Annotated in this window: 12 protein-coding genes; 1 reads left to right on the top strand and 11 read right to left on the bottom strand. The window is 48.3% G+C overall.

Features of this window, described 5'->3' with window-relative positions; translation table 11 throughout:
• Positions 1-21 precede the first annotated feature (21 nt).
• The gene (locus ACIHKT_RS09175; RefSeq protein WP_086036643.1) at positions 22-2,010 is read left to right on the top strand and encodes a DNA polymerase; all 1,989 of its coding nucleotides are present in this window, start codon (positions 22-24) and stop codon (positions 2,008-2,010) included.
• A 42-nt stretch (positions 2,011-2,052) separates the two neighbouring features.
• On the opposite strand, the gene ACIHKT_RS09170 is transcribed toward ACIHKT_RS09175, so the two are convergent.
• From ACIHKT_RS09170 to ACIHKT_RS09120, 11 genes are read right to left on the bottom strand one after another with little or no spacing between them, the layout of a single operon-like run.
• Positions 2,053-3,102: an ATP-binding protein gene (locus ACIHKT_RS09170; protein ID WP_086036642.1), complete on the bottom strand. Its 1,050-nt coding sequence runs from the start codon at positions 3,100-3,102 to the stop codon at positions 2,053-2,055.
• A 14-nt stretch (positions 3,103-3,116) separates the two neighbouring features.
• Positions 3,117-5,237, bottom strand: coding sequence for a protease Lon-related BREX system protein BrxL (gene brxL / locus ACIHKT_RS09165; protein ID WP_086036641.1), 2,121 nt, complete (start codon positions 5,235-5,237; stop codon positions 3,117-3,119).
• A gap of 14 nt (positions 5,238-5,251) precedes the next feature.
• Positions 5,252-7,861 (bottom strand): BREX-1 system phosphatase PglZ type A, encoded by a 2,610-nt coding sequence (pglZ, locus tag ACIHKT_RS09160; protein WP_404352364.1) that lies wholly within the window; start codon positions 7,859-7,861, stop codon positions 5,252-5,254.
• 15 nt (positions 7,862-7,876) lie between these two features.
• On the bottom strand, positions 7,877-11,296 hold the full coding sequence (gene pglX / locus ACIHKT_RS09155) for a BREX-1 system adenine-specific DNA-methyltransferase PglX (protein ID WP_404352362.1): 3,420 nt from the start codon (positions 11,294-11,296) through the stop codon (positions 7,877-7,879).
• A 14-nt stretch (positions 11,297-11,310) separates the two neighbouring features.
• A complete protein-coding gene (gene brxC, locus ACIHKT_RS09150) occupies positions 11,311-14,832 on the bottom strand; it encodes a BREX system P-loop protein BrxC (RefSeq protein WP_404352360.1) in 3,522 nt (1,173 codons plus the stop codon).
• 13 nt (positions 14,833-14,845) lie between these two features.
• Positions 14,846-15,406 (bottom strand): DUF1788 domain-containing protein, encoded by a 561-nt coding sequence (locus ACIHKT_RS09145; protein ID WP_086036637.1) that lies wholly within the window; start codon positions 15,404-15,406, stop codon positions 14,846-14,848.
• A gap of 8 nt (positions 15,407-15,414) precedes the next feature.
• Complete coding sequence (locus ACIHKT_RS09140; protein WP_086036636.1) at positions 15,415-16,044, bottom strand: DUF1819 family protein; 630 nt, start codon at positions 16,042-16,044, stop codon at positions 15,415-15,417.
• A complete protein-coding gene (locus ACIHKT_RS09135; protein ID WP_086036905.1) occupies positions 15,998-16,291 on the bottom strand; it encodes a helix-turn-helix transcriptional regulator in 294 nt (97 codons plus the stop codon). Before ACIHKT_RS09135 ends, ACIHKT_RS09140 begins: the two co-directional genes overlap by 47 nt.
• Positions 16,292-16,307: 16 nt before the next feature.
• The gene (locus ACIHKT_RS09130) at positions 16,308-18,023 is read right to left on the bottom strand and encodes a DUF2326 domain-containing protein (RefSeq protein ID WP_157658994.1); all 1,716 of its coding nucleotides are present in this window, start codon (positions 18,021-18,023) and stop codon (positions 16,308-16,310) included.
• Positions 18,013-18,240: an ABC-three component system middle component 7 gene (locus tag ACIHKT_RS09125; RefSeq protein ID WP_086036634.1), complete on the bottom strand. Its 228-nt coding sequence runs from the start codon at positions 18,238-18,240 to the stop codon at positions 18,013-18,015. Before ACIHKT_RS09125 ends, ACIHKT_RS09130 begins: the two co-directional genes overlap by 11 nt.
• Positions 18,224-19,360 (bottom strand): ABC-three component system protein, encoded by a 1,137-nt coding sequence (locus tag ACIHKT_RS09120; protein ID WP_086036633.1) that lies wholly within the window; start codon positions 19,358-19,360, stop codon positions 18,224-18,226. The genes ACIHKT_RS09125 and ACIHKT_RS09120 overlap by 17 nt, the downstream gene beginning before the upstream one ends.
• Positions 19,361-19,654 lie beyond the last annotated feature (294 nt).

The following is a 19,654-nucleotide window of genomic DNA, read 5'->3' as shown; positions in this document are numbered from 1 at the left end:
TGCCGACTTTGGAGGAAATGTATGCATGAGTTAGATATAGATCTGGAGACTTTCAGCAGCAACGATCTGTCGAAATGCGGCGTGTACAAGTACGCCGAAGCGGACGACTTCGAGATACTGCTGTTCGGCTATTCCGTTGACGGCGGCGAGGTGAAGGTTATCGACCTTGCGTCCGGCGAGACAATTCCGGATGAGATCATAAACGCTCTGACGGACGACAATGTAATAAAGTGGGCACACAACAGTCAGTTCGAGAGAATCTGCCTGTCCCGGTACCTGCGTGACCGTGGTATCAGCCTTGATCCGTTTTATGACAATCATCCGCTCTCAACGAAACACGCCCATTATCTGAACCCGGAAAGCTGGCGCTGTTCCATGATCTGGGGAGCATATCTGGGGCTCCCGCTGTCGCTCGATAAGATCGGCTCTGTACTGAAACTGGAGCAGCGGAAAATGTCGGAAGGGAAAGCCATGATCAAATATTTCTGTGTCCCGTGCAAGCCGACAAAAACAAATAGTGAGCGAACGAGAAATCTGCCGTCTGATGATTCCGAGAAGTGGGAAGTCTTCAAGGCTTACAATAAGCGCGATGTAGAGGTTGAGATACAGATAAAAGCTCGGCTGCAGGGATTCCCCGTGCCGGACTTCGTGTGGGATGAGTATCATATTGATCAGGAAATAAACGACCGTGGCATTCTGGTTGACATGCCGCTTGTCAAGAATGCAATTGCAATGGACGACCGCTCAAAGGAGGAGCTATCGTATAAAATGAAGGAGCTGACGCACCTTGACAATCCGGGGAGCGTCCAGCAGATGAAACAGTGGCTTGCCGAAAACGGGATGGAAATGGAGAGCCTTGGCAAGAAGGAAGTGGCCGCTGCCATCAAGACTGCGTCGCCGGAGCTTGCGGATATCCTTGCTCTCCGCCAGCAGCTTGCGAAATCCTCAGTCAAGAAATACCAGGCAATGAAAACGGCCGCCTGCGAGGACGGCCGGGCTCACGGGATGTTTCAGTTTTACGGAGCCAACCGCAGTGGCAGATGGGCTGGGCGCATCATTCAATTGCAAAACCTGCCCCAGAATCACATGGATGATCTGGAACAGGCGCGGGAGCTTGTAAAGGAAGGCGACTACGAGATGGTGTCAATGCTGTACGGCGACGTGCCGGACACGCTCTCACAGCTAATACGCACTGCTTTTATTCCCAAACCGGGATATAAATTTATTGTCAGCGACTTCTCAGCCATAGAGGCAAGGGTGCTGTCATATCTCGCAAAAGAAAAATGGCGCATGGATGTGTTCAGCAAGAATGGTGATATATACTGTGCTTCAGCATCCGCCATGTTCGGCGTCCCGGTCGAGAAGCACGGCGTGAACGGTCACCTCCGGCAGAAGGGCAAAATTGCGGAACTGGCTCTCGGCTACGGTGGCTCGGTCGGCGCACTCAAAGCGATGGGCGCATTGGAGATGGGACTCACCGAAGACGAGCTTTATCCGCTGGTATCCTCGTGGCGCACAGCCAATCCGAACATCGTCAGCTTCTGGTGGGATGTCGACCGCTGTGTGACCGAAACTGTCAGGAAACATATCCGCACGGAGACACACGGCATCGTCTTTTCCTATAAGTCAGGCATGATGTTCATCACGCTGCCGTCCGGTAGGCGGCTTGCCTATGTGAAGCCGAGGATGGGACTCAACCGCTTCGGTTCGGAATCCGTCACCTATGAGGGCGTCGGGCAGAATAAGAAATGGGAACGCATCGAAAGCTACGGTCCGAAATTCGTGGAAAACATCGTGCAGGCGATCAGCCGCGATATTCTCGCCTACGCTATGAAAACGCTCCGTTGCTGTGACATTGTCGGTCATGTCCACGATGAGCTTATCATTGAGTGCGATCCGAGGGTTTCGCTCGAAGTTGTCTGCGAGCAGATGGGCAGGACGCCGCCGTGGGTGCCGGGGCTCAAGCTGAACGCGGATGGGTATGTGTGCCGGTTTTATATGAAAATTTGAAAAGAGGCAGCGGGTGATTCATTTGCCTGCTGCCTCTTATACTTAGTCGATGTTTAATTCAGTCATTAGCCCCTTTGATGGAGTAGAAGCTTTTATAAATGCATTTCTTATCGTTCTTGCCTCATTTTCTCCTTGAGAAGCTATACGATTTATTATTTCTTGAGCACTGGATATCCTCTTCGAAGGAACCCGCATTCTAATAGCTGTACCTTTATATGCTGTCTCGCCTTCACTAACGCCGTGATTATCAATTAAAATATAATTTCCGTAACTGATGATGCAGAAACTCCCGTTCAAGTGCCTGCATATCTCACTAACCATATACAATCCAAACCCGGAATTCGCCCATTCGTCATTACTACGCTGCTTTGCGGATGGCCGGAATGCTTCGGAAATACCCGCTTTCAACGCCCATTTTAGCGATAGTACATTGTCCGTTATATAGCTCCTATGTGCCGGGTTTTGAATGATACTGTTGTATATTCCTATGCCTTCATCTGCGATTGCTATTTCTGCTAATTCATATGATGGCCAATACTGTCCACAAACCCACACAGTATCAGTTTTTGCATGTTCGGGGGTATTCCTGATTATTTCCCGAATCAGGTATGTCAACAATTTATGCAGTTCAGGGTTCCCTCTATCTACTATTCTTGCCAGCCTTCCTGATTCTTTTTCTATAATGTCGCCAAGTGCCAAATAGTTTCCTTGTTGAAATTCTTCTTGCTGAAGTTCGTTAATCACAATCGGCGTGATAGGAATGTAATTTGAACTTCCAGTTGCTTCGCCAGGCATTTTGCCTATTCCTAACGATTTGGATATGTATTTGAAAAACCCCATTGTGCCGGCATATCCTTTTCCTGCTGAATCAGTACCAGAAATATAAAAAGGAATATCGGGGTAACGGTGACGATAGTTCTTCATCGCAGAACCCATTATCAACATGGGAAGAGGATCAAAGTTGCTCATGTGTGAAAAATCAAAGGTGACCTCAGTTTCATCTTCTACTGAAGTTTCTACTGAAGTCTCATCCAATTGTTTTACAAATTTAAGAGCCCCTACAAGCTCCATATTAGGCACATAATATTTCAATAAACATTGTCCTCCTATTCCACTCCCAACGCCTTGAACACCGCGTCCTCGGCGCTTTGATAAAAGATGATCTGAAAGCTTCCCATCAGCTCTGGGGGAACGGTTCCCATGTCTGCGGCTGACGTAATCGGAAGTAGGATTTTCTTTGCGCCGCTGTCGAGGCAGACCTGCAGCGCATTCGCGAGCTCGTCTACTTTGATCATCGATCCGGCAATACTAATTTCTCCAAGAACGGCCAGCGAACTCTGCGTAGGACGGTTCAGCGCAATCGAGCAGATGGATATCACTGTTGGAAGCGCCAGCTTGTCTGTCATGCCGATTCCCTGCAGATCCTGATAATTGATGTTATAGTCCTTCGAAGTCATGCTGATGGAACCGCTGATTCTCTTGGCGTTTGCCTTCAGGAAATTGAACGCTGTGTTCGTTGCTTCCTTCGCGCCGCGATCACTTCCAAGGCCGGTGCAGACAAGTTTTCCAGTTCCCGGCAGCATCTGAGATTCCAGCCGGAAGACACCGAGCATTCCCGTCTTGCCGCGGGATACCGTGTAAACTTGTCCGGGATTACAGATACCCTCCGGAATCAGCTTCCCACCGCCCTGCTCCGGGACGGAGACATATTTCTCTTCAAATGTCTCGTTATCGATATAGCTGAAATTCACATCATAAAATTCCATTCCACCGAGCTTCTTGAGCTGCTCTTTCACACGGCGGCGCATTTCAAGAGAAATCTGCAGAACTTCCTCGACGTCTTCTTTTGTGAATTCTCCGTTCGGATATAGCAGCTTCAGGTAGCCGTCAACCATTCTGCGGACAGCAATTACGTCGCGCTGATTCAGGTTCTTTCCGAGATGAAAATAATGATCCAGCGCATCGCCGAGCTGCTCCTTCCGCATCTCGCGAATCCATCCGGCCAGATAATCCGTAATGAATCCATAGTCATCCGTAAAATGCTCCGGTCGGAACTTTGGCACTTCCCAGCCCGGCAGATAGCAGTGAATGCGGTCAAGGAATGCGGTATCGGTTCCCATCTCCGGCGGGAAAGGATCAAACAGGCTCGATGTCTTCAGAAGTACATCCACGCTCTGATTGATGTTGCCGACAAAAACCATTGACGCGGAAGCGGCCTTTTCTTCCTTGCCACGGGCAAAGGAACCGGATGCCATGTAATCCTTCATGATCTGGATGCCGTCATTATCCTTGAATTTGATTCCCGCGACTTCATCAAAGGCTACACAGTCCCATAAGCCGACAAGTCCGATGGTCTTCCGGCCCATGTTGTAGAAGAGATTCGCGACAGTCGTCTGCCCGCCGGAAACAAGAATGCTATTCGGCGATACTTCCTTATACAGATAGGATTTACCTGTTGAACGTGGTCCTAATTCGCAGAGATTGAAATTGTTCTCTACAAGCGGAATCATCCGGGTGAGAAGCAGCCACTTCTCCCTGTACGTCAGCTCATCCGGCTCCATCCCGATGGAGCGCATCAGAATATCAAGCCATTCATCCTTCGTGAATTCTTTCCGGCCTTCCTTGAGACCGTCCATATCTACGCTTGGCAGCTGGATCGGAGTCAGTTTCCGTATGCTAATTGGTGTCAGGTCCTTCTGCTTTTTCCGCTTTGACTGAATTCTTTCGCCGGACGTAGAAATAATATCCGGCACAGCATCCTCGCCGGAATCATACTCCAGCTGCACAATGCACCAGATACCGCCACAGAGCAGGCGGTCATACTTTTCCGGATAATCCTCACTGATCGGAATTCCAGCAAGGCCCAGGTTTGAGAAGCTTGCTTCATACTCGTCATAGCGTAGATTCAGATTCACCGTCACCATATCAATGATGGTATGACTTCCGCGCTGACGGAGCTTGGAGAGGACTTTCTGCGCTTCATCCGGACGAACAAAATTGTCCGCCAGAATCCGCTTTACATTTTCTATGCCCTGTTCGATGACCTCTTCATCGTCTGAGCTGCAGTACTGTCCAAGCAAAAACTCAAGGACATAAACCGGTACGTTTGCACCTTCCTTGATCTTCTTGGTCAGATCTTTTCGCACGATCTTTCCGTCAAAGTTCTGACGAAGCTTTTCTTTTATGATTTCACGGGAACTCTTTTCCCCGGTAGAAATATCATCCATTCGTATCACATCCTTTAGCTGAAGAAATCGAAGTCATCCACAGCAAAGGCAATGTCTATGGAGAATTCTTCGCGCTGAGGCAGCTGCAGACCACTTTCGTCCGTAATTACCAGACAGTAGCTTTCTTTGTTACTGTATTTCATTGATTTCAGGTTGAAGCTCACGCGGAACGTCCTGTCCTGATTATTATCGCTTGTCTTGTCCGCAATAATCCGTTGCGTATCGCTAACCTGCGTGCCTTCCGCATCCACAAAATACAGCAGATATGTAGTTGCTTCCCGATTAGCTCCGACAGCTTCCTTCTGGTAGAAGTTCAGCGAGAAGATCATATTGCTGATCTTACGGCTTGCCGAGAGCAGATTCAGTGTTACAGGCTTCGTGTCGTATTTCTTTTTGTTCCGCTGGTATCCAGCGCTGTCAGTCCTCATGTAATGGTAGTCGATGACAGGCACGACCATTTCCTGCAGGCTGATCCCGCCGTGGACGAAATACATGCCGCCGCCTTTTTTCTTAATGCGTGTGTTTCCAATCGGCGCAAAAGCATCATACTGAGTGCCGTCAAGGAATTTCACCGGCAGCATATATTCAGCTTTTGCACCTTTTTTCGTGATCAGGTAACGCCGGTCTACTTCAATATCATCGGCAGAAGATGTCGTTTTATCCACCTTGGCATCCTCTGTCAGCGGCTTGTAGGTATAAATGAAGCCGTGATCAGAAGTAATAAAGATCCTCGTTCCACTGAACTCATTCACAATGATCCGCACCATGTTCTTAATTTCACTGATTGCATCATCGCACGAATTGAAGACTTCAAGTTCATCAGTATGGCTGGTTTCGTCAATCCTGTCATGGTAGATATACACAACCTCCATGCCCTTGACCAGCGCACTGCGTTCAGCGCGTTTCATTTTGATGAGATCTTTATACTTAAGCGCCACACTGGCAGGATTCGCCGCTTTCAGAATCCCGTCACGATAGGGAGCATCTGTAGGCTTTCCATCCGCCAGCACGCCGAGAACGCCATTTGGCTTTGGTTCTACGGAGAGCTCTTTGTGCGGAAGGAGTGCTGTCATGCCGAACTTCGTCACAGTTGGGAAAATGCCCTCGCAGGATGACAGCTTAACCTCTGCCTGCGTTTCCCGGCGCAGCTCTTCAGATAGTGTTGCCGCTACTTCATAGCGCATGGCATCGGAAATAATCACAAACACGCGAGTATCGGCATTCTGCACGTGGGTGCGATAGAAATCCCGCTGCTGCGGCACCTCCATAATCCTGCCGTATTCCTTCAGGTTGTCCGATGCGGCAGTTGCCCAGTTGGTGCCAAGATTATCCAGATACCAGTTTGCGTACAGTCCTTCCACATTGTCCGCCACATGCTTAAACAGGTCGTCGAGCAGCGGATTGGATGAATTCAGAGATTTCCCGAACGCCACATGGAAAAGCCTGTAGCAGGTATCCATCTTATAGTAATCAGTAGTGTATTCCTTCCAGACCTTATGCGGCTCCACGGTATGAAATCCGGCGGCATGGTCCAGATAGAACTTCTGCATGTGCGCGACCTCCAGAACTCCCTCATAAAAGTTCTGCACTCGCTCATACCAAAGCATCGTCCGGCGCTGCTCCGCGGTCTGTTCGATGACATCCACATTAATCGTATGATCGATGATGTCCGTCATCAGTTTTTTCAGAATGCACTCATCGATGCACGGAAAGATTTCTGTCTGGGTAAGCTCTTCAATCGGCAGCTGACTGAATCTTGCCGGAAGGCGTAGTTCATCTTCGGTCTGTCTTGCAATGCTATAAAGCTCCCGCGTCTCATCCGAATGCATCCACTCCGACATGAAATCGTAGCAATAGCTCTGATGCGGGATAGAAATAAACCCATCCAGACCGATCAGATTATCCATGCGCATAGTACGTGTTGCCGCCGTCATCAGGATATGGCAGGAGAGCCTGCCGAGATCAGGCGTTTCCTCACGATAACCGGTGACCTGAGCCACCATCTGCCAGAAAACAGAGTATGCTCCATATTTTACGAGAGACTGGTATATGCTGTTCTGCTCCTGATCAGTTCCGGCACGGAGCACCGTCCGAATAAGGAGATTCGGCCCGGTATCCTTCACGCCGCAAAGAACCGCAATCACTGCCTTATGCAGATGCACAGGTGCAGTGATCTTCTGATTGAGATTTGCCACCTTCGTGCGGTGAGCCTTCGTCTTGAAGAACGGACGATAATCCTTCACAGTCTTCCGCAGGTTCGCCGTATTCTCAATCCCCATCTCTTCGAGCCAGATGGAAACAAGATCCGCGCGGAATTCCTCACTGTAAAGCTGCACGGGCAGGAGCCAGTTTTTTTCATCCGGATAAGTGACCGGGCAATAGACGCAGAAATTGCTCGTCTTGTCGTCATGAGTGAGAAGCTTCTTTATTTCAAAATTATTCGTCTCATCGAGCGCGATGAGCTTTGCGTCCGCCAGTTCAATTTCTCCGTTCTGAACCTTCTCCTCGAAATCCCTATCCTCGTCATACCAAAAGATGATACGGCGACTGTAGAACTCCGGAAGTGGCTGTGCAAAGCGCCGGTTCAATTCCTGTATTACTTTTTCTGAATCAGGCAGTGCCATAGTAAGCTGCCTCCTTTACTTTATCTTCGCTAAAACATCCTTGAAAATCTCGTAGTTATGCTTTACGCCATCATCAAGGTCAATCTTGATCATCTGGTCTGCCAGATGGTGAATCTTCTCTTCGCACTTCCGGGTCTCTTCGGCCTGGTCTTTGAGCTTGGTTAACTGCTTATTTATCTTCACACGCTCCGATGTCGGTGCGCCGTTAATCTGACGCTCTAAGCCGGAGATAGCCGTACGATAACGTGCCTGCTGCTCATGGACATAATCCGTACGAATTCGGGCAATCGTATCCGGCTGGTAGCGATGCATATACACGAGGCACTTGAATCCATTCTTCTTACCGGAATCAAAGAGCCAGTAAATTGGGCGCTTCTGATAAATCTTCAGGTGATCCTTGTAGAAATCATTCAGGAAGTAATTCCGGATCACTTCACGTGAGGTCGAACCCTTTTCATCAAGAGCATCTGCGATAAACTTCAGATTCTCTTCGAGCGTATCGCTCCCGTAAACAGTTCTGACGAATTCCACGAAACGACCAACAATGTCATCCGTGAAATACTCGTCATCCGTAATCGGGATGATAGCATCCTTATCCGGGATGAACGTCTTGTACTTTGAGCTGTCCCAATTGCCTCCGGCGTAAGCAAGACCATCCATATCGAGCGAATACCTACCCATCATGCAGCCGACGGCATAGGAGACAAACGAGCGGATGTCGCGACCGAGATCAGCCTTGCGGACAGTTACGTCTTTGTCATCTTCTTCCGGCGTCAGTTCATCCTGCAAGCCGTAGATGTCGATGAAGATGCGATTAAGTTCTTCCTCGTTAGCCTTGAGCTGATTGAAACGTTCATCGCATTCGGTCTGCCATTGACTGAATGCCTCTTTTATGGTGCGTGTATTTCGAATCAACGGATGCTTTTGGAAATCCCAAGATGTTTCAAATGAATCCCAATCATGACGAGAAATATTTACATTTTCTTTAGTTACAGTTTCTATTTGGCTCCTTTTGTCCTGCTCAATTTTCACAGGCAATCTAGCAATATCTCCTACATTGAAATTTATCGTTGGAGAAAGCACTTTTAGGATTTCAGCACAAACCTTCCCATTCATAAATGCAAGAAGATAGTATTTGAATTCTCGTTCAAAAATGCAAAATCCTGCGCTTGAAAAAAGAAATCCGTAATCGAACAGCCTTACGCTAATTTTTGCGCTAGAAATTGCTGTCCATGTAATACCAGCTTGATAATAAAAGTCCTTATTACGAATTGCTGCTCGGCCAAAACCTTTTATTTCAAGACCATCATTTTCCCAATTAACAACATCGCCATTATCACCATACCATCTTCTATAATCACCACCATTATTATATGGATACCATTTTTTCTCCTTATCCACACGTTCCAATTCAAAAGCGGGTTTAGCAAATTTACAGAAATTGACTTCATGCCAAATTCTTACAAACCTATTATTATCTGAAGTTGACATTCCGAATCGTGGTGGTTCTATGTCTTGAATTAAACGGTTTTCAAAATCTCTATAAAGTGAATTGCTCACCCAATAAGAAATGGGTGTGCCTGGTATTTTTGCAAAGCTAGACTGATCAGATTCATAGAAAAATCCACATTCTGGATTATTCAGTGCCTCTTTAACTTTCTGCCTCTGAACTTCCATGCCACCTGTGAAATCAGAAAGCCGGAAATATTCGCCTTTGTTATCGGCTTTTCCGTTTTTAAGCACAAAAGAACAAATCGGTACCGTTGCTTCTTCAAAAGCAGAGTACTCAAATTGAATCAATGTCGCGATTGCTTTATTCCTCAGTACAAAATTCCGCAACGGTTCATAAGTCTTGATAAACATCCAGACCATAGGCGTCATGAAACCGGAATATCCGTTTTTCTTACAGAATCCAAAATTCCGGTAAATAAACACGCTGAACAGATCACCCTTATAGTCGGCATAGTTATCCGCGATGTACTTCTTCAGCTTCGCGTCAAACTTATTCAGATATGGCGGATTCGTGGCAACAACGGCATATGTATCAGCTAGGATCTTTGCTTCACGAACCAGTGGAAGAAGGTCATCCATGGCCATATTCCTATATAGATTGACATCGTTTTTGATCTCATCAAACCGGGCAAAAAGAGCATCAAAATCCACCGGAGCTATCTGTATGATAGAACCGTATTCCTTCGCGTCTCTTGTGTCGTTGATGATCGACTGAATATCGTGCCTCAGCTTGGCGTTGCCATTTGCAAAGTAATCCACCGTAAACTGATCCACATGATTGCTTTCCTTAATTTCATAAAAATGTGGCTGAATTTTACGGCTCAGAAACCGCTTATCATACTGCATGGCCTTCATCATGATAGCAAAGTTGGCGAGCTGCGCCGCACGTTCGTCAATATCAAGTCCGAACAGATTATTCTGCACGATAGAAGCCGCTGCTTCCCGTTCCGTATATCCATATTCTGTGTAGATCTTTTCCAGTACTTCAAAGGCATAAACCCCGAAGTGGGCGGAACCCATACAAGGATCAAATACAGTCAGCTGCTCCGGAGTGATCTTCTCGTTTACCTGCGGAATAGTGCCATCTTTCGGCGTAACGAAATATTCCAGTTCATTTTTCAGATTGCTTTCCGGATTTCTTTCAATCCAGTATCTGCCGACAGAATTGTCGATGATATACCGAACGACCCAGTCTGTCGTAAAGAGCTGCGTCGCAGCCGGAACCTCATTTTTTGCAACAACTTTCCCATGAAGAGGATCAACGACCTTATCATGTTTTTCAGAAATATAATACTGATACAGCCATCCAATAATCTCGATCTGTCCGCCTTCAGAGACGTTCCAGTCTTTCTCCGGAATATCAGTAATCATTCGTTCCACAACGCTTCCTTCCCGGAGCAGATTGTCCGGGAAGAGCAACTCGGTGTAGTCTGCGATCTTCTGGAACATTCCCGGCAGCACACTGGAGAGTGCATTGCACTGCGTGATGATGAGATACTTGAACAGCGCGTCATCGTCATTGGCATCCTTCAGCGCATAGACCTTCTCCATATCGAGACCGTCCAGCTCCAGATGGATCGCATCAGAAAGAATTTCCGGCTTGAAAGCCCCATTTTCATCCGTAAAAACACGGACGCGGGAAGGAAGATAGTTATTGACCTCCATAAAACGCAGGGCAGAGAAGCGGTTGAACCAGGTGTAGGCAACCTCCTCCATCACCTGATCCTGTCCTTTTTCTTTTACCTGCGCGATCAGAGCCGCACGCTGCTTCTTCTCATCCGCTGTCAGAAGAACTCCATGTGCAGAGTCCGCAGTCGGATCAGCATCCGCGCTGATCTCATATTGATCCGCTTTCTGTGAAACGCGCTCGATGAGTTCATTTCGTGCCCAGACTGCGTATTTCTTTATTGCATTCTTATCCATGAAAGATTCCTCTCTTAGTTCAGTTTGATTCCGTCGCAGTCCTTCAGAAGCGCAGACAGATAGGAGCGCATTCTCTCCACATAGGCATCCACATCATCCTGGCTTTCCAGCGTCGCCTGCTTGAATATTGCCTGACGGTAGTAATTCTTGATGTGCTTCTTCGGATGCTTATCCTTATCGTCGTCTGGCTCCACCGGCTTCGGCGGCTTCTTGGCTGCCTCGATAGCAGCAACCGTATCATCTTTATAATTCCACATCTGCGTGGTCATGCCGTCGAGCAGGACAATGGTTCTTGTTGTGGCGATCTGGTTCTTCATCTGCGTGAAGTAATTGTCAGCCTTCTCAATGGCATTTTTGAATTCGCCGCCTTCGCCTCCGGCCTGATGAATCTCCGCAAGGCACTGACGCACGATTTCAAGAAGCTCGGTGCGCTTGTCTTCGAGCAGCTTGTTATGTCCGGCGCGAACCTTGTCCATCAGAGCGTTAAGCTCCGGGATCTTCTTATAAACAGCCGGATTACTGCCGTTCACCATCGTAATCTTCCGGATCTGGTTCAGCGCTTCATTGGTTTCCTCATCCTTCTGAATATACGGCAGGTCGTTCCGGAGATCGGCTTCCATCTTCACTGCAGAATCAAACACCGTAACCTGGTTCTTAAAGAACGCTTCGACCGGCTGCATGTCGTCCTTGCTGTCAAACAGCTTCGTTTCGTCTGCTACCAGACGGTCAATCAGCGCGATGTCGTCCTTCTCCTGCGAGAGCACGTCGTCCATCAGCTTGATGGCTGCTGTTACCTTGTCGTGATCCGGGTATTTGTGGCCCGCATACCGGCTGTTCAGTTCCTCGTAATGCTGCTTCTGATCTTTGAACTTGTCCAGAATCAGCTTAACGAGAGCATCCTGATCATCTGGCACGTCCATGATGTCGAAGTACTCCCGCATGATCTCTTTTGCGGCTTTCATTTTCTGCGCGGAGGCAGACTGCTTCATGGAAATCATGGCCTTGCCGCGCTCTGTCTTTTTGCGGAGCATATCCGGAAGCTTCGGATTGTCCGGGCGAATCTGTGCGCCGCCGTATTTAATCGTAACCTTCTGCTGATAAATCAGAAGTGCCACAACCGCGGCGATGTCGATTTCCTTCCAGCCGTACGGAATCTTCTGATAGCGCGTCTGGAGGTCGTCCATCGAGGTCGGAAGCTTCTTCATGGACTGCATTTCGAGGTACTCCTCGACCTTGGCAGCAGCATCACGGTTGTTCTCCATACCGGCCATTTCCGGATTGGTTCCGCGCAGAATCTCGATGATATCTGCATCCGTTTCCGCATTCTTTGTAATCAGGTCGAGCTCGCTGTAGACGTGCGCCACAAGATATTCGAGAGCTTGATCAATCTTGGAAACCGGCGTTCCGCTCTTGATTTCGATATGCTCGCCGTCTACATAGAACTCCGCACCGGCGATGGCTTTCTCAAGTTCTTCCTTGGCGGAGGTTTCATACTTTCCGGCCTCGTCCTGCTGGTCGCGAATGATGTCCTGCACGGATTTCGCCAGCTGATTCACATTGCGCTGCTTCACATACTTGCGAATCTTCATGGCGTTTTCCAGAGACTCGTAGTATGGCGTATCTGCGAGCACGACAATGGCGGCTCCCTTGGATTCCGTCATCAGACGCAGTTCCTGCTTGTCCGTCACGTCCGCAGCTACTGTTAGGAAGCGGAGCGTCATGCCACCAGTCACCGCACCGATGGAAGTGGAATCCACCATCTCATCAAACGGGAAGTCGTATTTCCCATACCGGTATTTCTTCTGTGTATAGATATCGCCGAAGATCATCTGCCCGATACGCTCAACGATCTTGGCGGTATCTACAGATGTATTCGCGATGTCTCGCGCAATATCCTGCTCCTCATCGGTGAGGAAGATATAGGCATCGCCGCGGCGGTCAATATAGTTCTGGCTCTTCAGGCGGTCGAGCGACTTCTGCACCGTCTGCCGGAGCTCGATCTTATCCGTCCGGATATCATCCGACATCAGAATGACGATGTTATCAAGGTTTGCCTTTACATCATCGATGTAGCGAATGAGGTAGAGGAGCTTTAATACCTTGACGTCATAGTCTTCAATGCCGTCATGATTATCCGCGGCCTTCTGGCAGCGCTCGATCACGCGGCGGATAGAGCCGTCGAGGAAGGAATGCACGCTGTCATAGAAAGGATAAAGCGGAGCGATGGCATGCTCGTTCTTGTCTTCGATGGATTTCGCCACGATCTGGAAGCCGTCCAGCATCGAGCGCTCTGCCCCGGAGTAGTGTTTTCCGGCTGCGCCGTGCTTGCGGATTTCCGAGAAAATCTTCTGAATCAGAATGAACTGATACGGCACAAACGGATAGTTCACAACGAATTCTTCCGGACCGCTGTACCCTTTAATATCGAGCACAGAATCAGTGAAGCTGAACAGGTTCTTCAGCACGTAGTCGTTGCGCTCATACAGGTCTGTCAAGACAGTCCTTGCTTCCGGCTTCTTGGTGAGGAGTCTTTTCTGGATGACTTCATCTACAGCAGAGGAGGACAGGGAAAGCCTTGTCTTGAATCTTGCCTGAATGCGGGAAAACTCATCCATGCGGACTTTGATGATCTCGTCGATGGCTTCCTGACCAGTGCAGACAATCCAGACCTTGCCGCCGCACTCGCTTCCAACCTTCTCCACGAGAGACTGAAGATTCAGGAGCGGGTTTGTATCCGTGCCGACATACTGGCCGACCTCATCAACCATAAAGAGAAGCCTGAAGTTCTTCGGCTTGCTGTTCACATAGTCCTTTATCTCTGATACAAGCTGAGCGATGCTGATCTCAGCTGTTTCCGTTCCATTGAACCAGTTGCGGGCAGCTGTCTCGCTCATACCGAGCACTTCCTCGAGCGTCTCTACAACATCGTCCTCGAAGAAGCCAAAGGACTCACGTGTCTCCACCCACGGAGCGCCGTTCTTTTCTTCAAACACACGGCGGAACTCCTCGGTCTTGCCCTGTTTCGCGACGAACTGCTCCAGCTTTGCCACCTTCAAATCTTCGCCAAGGAAGCCGAGATGGTTATAGAACATCTTCGCAAAAACCTTCAGCACGGCGGTATTGTCCTTATTGCTGAAGCCCTCAATGTCGATATTGAAAAGGATCGTCTCCGTCGGAGCCTTCGCAGCCTTGTCAATCAGCATGAAAGTCGCAGGATCATCCGCAAACTTCTTGCGGAACCGCTCAACCGTCGGAATGCCGTTGATGGTTCTGTTCTCAAGAATATAGGAGAGCATCTTCAGGAAGTGAGATTTACCACTTCCAAAGAAGCCGGAAATCCAGACACCGATATCCGCTGTTGGAGCATCGAATGCGTCGTCATAATAGTTGAAAAACGTAATGAAATGCCGTTTCAGCTCTCTCGTAATGACGTACTCGTTGAGCTCCTGCTCGGTCGTCGTATCTTCCTGGTCTACCTTGATGACACCGTTTATTTTTCGATTGATGTCATCGACAAACATGTCCTGAATTCTCATCTGGCGGTTCCTCCTATATCACATTGAACGCCCTGTAGTAAGGGTTCGGTTTAAGTCTGTCAAAAAGCTTCACGTGCCTTCCGTCGAAGGTGCCCGGATACATCACGAGGATCGGAACACCGCCCACTCTCGGCTGCAGGGCTTCCAGCAGCATATGAATGCGCATAAACGGGAACACATCCCCGACGCCGGTCAGGAGCAGCACGTCTCCCTTTTCCGGAGGCTCTGCACAGATCTTATCTACATATGCCTGTACGCCCACGGATTTCTCGATCATCTTCTCAAGCTGGTCTTTTCCGCGCTTTTTCTCCTGATCGGCCATACGGGATAGGATGCGCTTATCTTCACAGCACTGAAGAAAGATTTCATATAAATTATTCTCTTTCAGATGACACGGCAGTGCCTGGTCTGTCAGGATCTGCAGCACAAAGTGGCGGACACGCATCTCATCTTTTGCTTCATAGCAGAACATCCGGATATTTACTTCATTGCTGAGGCCGTTTCCTTCCAAGAAATCCGGGTCTTTCAGGAGCTCTCGTACCTTGTCCAGCCTCTCGTCTATATTTCCTTTCATGGTTCCTCCTACGACAGGCAGTTGAAGGCAGGCAGCGCCTCCGTCATTCCGTCGTTCCTGATTGCGTTTTCAAGTACCGGACTGATCAGCACCAGGTTCAAGTGGTCAGCTCTTGTGCTGTCCAGATAGTCGTTCTCCACGAGCGTTTTCGTCAGCACCTGACGCACTTTTGTAATGGTGGAATCGCTCCACGTTGCCACCCAGTCATCCTGCTCCTGCAGACGCATGAAAAATGTATTCAGATCCACTCTGCCAAAGGAGCTGTCGAGCTTCTGGTATTTCTCGCCGATGACCGTCAGCATGAAGTCCCATACCAGACGGTACTGCCGCATCATGGCATAGAGGCAGATCTGCTTTGCCACATCGCTCGGCTGTGTCGCGATGGCCGAAACAAGCGTATCGTCTTCCATTGCATCCAGTCTCCGGAGGCAGGCAAGTGCCATCTTCCGGACGGATTTCTCCGTCGGGTACTGAAACAGATTCTCTGACACAATATGTTCAACCACAGCATCCTTATCAAGCCCATCGTTTACAAGCTTTGCTGTGGTACGCATTTCATAAAATAAAAACTGTTCTCTTGTTATCGCTGCATTATAAGGACTGGCTTCTTTGAGTGCCTTGTTTGTACTTTGCGGCATTCTTCTTTTCCTCCGGTTTATTCCTGGTTCCCTTCTTGTCGTCATCATCAGGAACCGTCTCTACAATCTCATTGATATTGCAGTTTAATGCTTCGCAGATCTTCAGAAGCACATCGGTCGTCAGGTTTTCGCCTTTGCCCAGCTTCGCAAGGGAAGCTGTGCTGATTCCGCTTAATTCACGCAGATCCTTTTTTGTCATTTCCCGTTCTGCAAGTATTACCCATAAGGGTCTGTAGCTAATATGCATACGCTTCTCCATCAGTTTATTTTTCGTCATCTTCTGACGACTCTTCGCCGGATTCGTTTTCCGCTTTCTTAGCCCACGACCATCCGAACAGTTCTCCTCCGTTATCATGAAGCTCAATTACGCGGGTATCGTAGACAGTCTTCGCTGTATAATCTGTAAATGCCTTGTGCTTATCAAACGATATGAAGACCTGCTTCCCGCTGTTCATATAGAGCTGCATGATCTTATCAATCGGCAGGTCCGCAATGTTCTTGAAGATCAGCGAGTCATGGACGATAAACGGAAGCTCAGTGGTCTTGAATACGCTCAGGTCAAAAATAATGAGGTTCTTGTAATTTTCTCCCGTGCCAGAGTTCCAGTCGCATCCGAATGTATATTTCGGGTTTCCGTTCTTGGCATCAGAGAATTTAATCTCCGGAGCATATTGTTTTCCATCGTATATAAAGTCATTCAGCCTGACCATTTCCTGATTGATCATAGCCTGGACACTATCGAGCTGATTTTTCCGGACATCCTCCATACGAGTCTTGGCATCCTTTGTTTCCGCTGCCAGCTTTTGTGATTCATCATATCCTTCATTCTGCGTCTTTAGGAAGTTAATTCGACTGCGCAGGCGGACAGTCTCATCCAGAAACTTCTTTGATACATGCGTCGGAACACCGAGCTGACGCTGCTCGTCTTCGAGGCGCTGCATTTCCTTTGTGGATTCCGCAATCAGCGCCTCCAGTCGCTGAACTTCTTCTGACATCTCATCCGTCAGGATAGTCTGCATCTTCTTATGGAAGTGCTCAATCGTCTCAAGTTTGGCTATGTTGGCTTTCGGAAAGAACTCCTGCAGATCCTGAATATCATCTGACGTTGGCGTCAGGCCTTCCTCAAGGTTTGCCTTGACGGCATTCAGCTGCGACACAAGCCTTGTCCTTCGCCGTTTCAGCACCGTAATCTGTCCTTTGATTTCAGCGGCCTTGTCAAGCTGAGTGGTATCCTTCTCCGCGAGGGATCTGTCTTCCTTATTGAGAAGTTCCTCAAGCTGCTTCTCGAGTTCTTCAACTTCCTTGGTGTTGGCCTTGACCTGTTTCTTTGTCCTTGCGATGGTTACGATTTCTCCCAAGTTGGCGGCATTCGTTCGGACGGTTTTGCGCTTGTTCTTTGCCTTGTAGAAATCTTCATATTCCTTCACAAGGTCATAAACGCCGTAGATTTGCTCCAGCGCCTTAATCGCATCAGCATCAGGTTCTCCTCCATACTGCAGCGGAAACTCCTCGCTGTAATTATGTCTGCCGTAGATTCTTGCAAATCGTCCTACCAGACTACGCCAGCTGCACTGTGCCGTCTGAATCTGATAGGAAGTGAAGAGATGCTTCTGGAAATCGTCCAGCGAAATCGCATCACCTATTTCGTTATAATTCTCATCACATTTACTGACGTGCGTAGGGTCCAGAGTATTTCTGGAATAATACTCGATACGGTCTCCAAACTTAAAAGCGAATTTAATGACGTGGTTGCCAACGAAGCGGACCACGTTATTTTTCGTTTTCTCGCTGTCCAGATAATCGTTGCCGCCAAAGCAGAAGTCAACAGTCAGCAGGAAGGTAGACTTCCCGATGGAGTTTTCACCCTGCCTGTCTCCAAGGACAGTATTCAGTCCCGGGCGGAATCTGATTCTTCCTCTCGGGACACGCTGTCCATTTATTGTCTCAGCGAACTGGTCGCATTCTATCTCATACAACATAGCGCAGTACTTCCTCATTTTCGTCGTACTCAATCTTTCTAAGTGCATACAGGCAGTCGAGCACATCTATAAATTCATTAACGCCGTCCATTTTCTTTATCACGCGACGATACAGTTCATGCACGCCCAGCGGCTGCGTACGAAGTTCACGGAGAACAACAGGAAATTTGGAAAGCGTGCTTTCGTTATATGAATAAAGCTTATTCGGCAATAACATCAAATGCCTCACATTTCTGCGTGAAATATGCGATGACGATTTCGCAGTCACGCCATTTTTCATTCGTCGCGTCGTACAGCCACTTCGTCATTTCATAGAAAATCTTATCCTGGCTGTATCCCTTATCGCGAAAACTCACGTACATGTACCGGACCTGCTGGCAGAAAGGATTGAATCGCAGCTTTCCTTCACGGCCCATTTCCTGAAACACCTCATGCGCATCATTGAAGTAAACGTTCACGTCTGTCTTGATGCGGAGATACAGCGCGAAATCGCTGATTTTTTGTCTGACTGGAACCGGGTCGTAATTCAGATCAATATCTGTTGGCGGCTTGATGAATGGGATCTTTTCTATCACCCGCCTGACACCTTCCTGCACATGCTGGTCCGCTCGGATCTCCTGATCGTCGTGCTCATTAACAAGAGCTTCTTTTATCTTTGTCATCCGGGCAATATCGTCGGGCGTTTTAAGGGCTGCATACTTGGCCGCACATTCCGGGCAAAGCGCTATCAGATTGGATGCATTGGCTGAACTGCCATCCGGATTAATGACTGCAACGTTATAGATGAGTTCCGTATGTCCGTCTCTGTATCCAAACAGAGATTTCTGGCATCCGTCATTTGGGCATACGCTTCCGGTTTCGGCGACAAGGCCTATGCCGTATTTTTCTTTCAGTGTCGCCATCTGAACGGCAGGGACGCCTCCGCTTGTAGCCGCAAGGGAAGTATCTTTTGTTTTTGGAGCTGCCGCACGGTCAATGATGTCTTTAAACCGCGTAGCTATGCAAGAGCAGTAATTGCTCTCATCAATATCCGGGAACCATGGTCTAAACGAATCGCAGAGATACTCTATCGTGTCATCTGAATCCGTCTGTATATATCCTACAAAATTTGCTGGATCCAAAGACTTGGAAATCTTGGATGCGAGCTCCGTTATGTCATTTTGACCGTAGTAGTAGGCCTTGTATGTTCGAGGCAGGGTTTCGTCAACGGGATCATCTTCGGATTCCGGCAAGTAAATCTTCTCAAATAACTCTTGGGCAAAAACCTCGACTTTTCTGTTCCGTCGGTACTTTGTCGCGAGCAGTTTCGCAAAGATTTTGAATTCAGTGTCTGCCAACAGAGATACCTCCTTCCGCGCGTACATGTACGGTCATGTACAGCCGTGTACTCTCGGGAGCGGTGAAAAATGCCGTTTCCCGTATACTCAAGATACAGGAAGGAGAGAAACCGTCCGACATGAAACCAATGATATTTAATTTTACCACAGTTTAGCACGATGGTCAATCTTAGATTTGTCATCGCAAATTATTTTACAGTGATGAAATAGTTTATTCATTTCCTGTAAACGTCCCGGACATGACGTTAAAAGGTTCTCCAGAATCTGACTCACCTTCTTCGTGGCCACGAGGTG

It is taken from the genome of Caproicibacterium sp. XB2 (assembly GCF_044880635.1).
GTDB classification, from domain to species: domain Bacteria; phylum Bacillota; class Clostridia; order Oscillospirales; family Acutalibacteraceae; genus Caproicibacterium; species Caproicibacterium lactatifermentans.
Note: the sequence above shows the minus strand (reverse complement) of the source record. Positions and strands in the feature narration are given on the sequence as shown.

Excerpts from the sequence above, each read along its gene's own strand:
- pglZ (WP_404352364.1), bottom strand. The coding sequence starts at position 7,861 with ATGGCACTGCCTGATTCAGAAAAAGTAATACAGGAATTGAACCGGCGC.
- ACIHKT_RS09125 (WP_086036634.1), bottom strand. The coding sequence starts at position 18,240 with ATGTTATTGCCGAATAAGCTTTATTCATATAACGAAAGCACGCTTTCC.
- ACIHKT_RS09145 (WP_086036637.1), bottom strand. The coding sequence starts at position 15,406 with ATGAAAGGAAATATAGACGAGAGGCTGGACAAGGTACGAGAGCTCCTG.
- ACIHKT_RS09135 (WP_086036905.1), bottom strand. The coding sequence starts at position 16,291 with ATGCATATTAGCTACAGACCCTTATGGGTAATACTTGCAGAACGGGAA.
- brxC (WP_404352360.1), bottom strand. The coding sequence starts at position 14,832 with ATGAGAATTCAGGACATGTTTGTCGATGACATCAATCGAAAAATAAAC.
- ACIHKT_RS09140 (WP_086036636.1), bottom strand. The coding sequence starts at position 16,044 with ATGCCGCAAAGTACAAACAAGGCACTCAAAGAAGCCAGTCCTTATAAT.
- ACIHKT_RS09175 (WP_086036643.1), top strand. The coding sequence starts at position 22 with ATGCATGAGTTAGATATAGATCTGGAGACTTTCAGCAGCAACGATCTG.
- pglX (WP_404352362.1), bottom strand. The coding sequence starts at position 11,296 with ATGGATAAGAATGCAATAAAGAAATACGCAGTCTGGGCACGAAATGAA.
- brxL (WP_086036641.1), bottom strand. The coding sequence starts at position 5,237 with ATGGATGATATTTCTACCGGGGAAAAGAGTTCCCGTGAAATCATAAAA.
- ACIHKT_RS09130 (WP_157658994.1), bottom strand. The coding sequence starts at position 18,023 with ATGTTGTATGAGATAGAATGCGACCAGTTCGCTGAGACAATAAATGGA.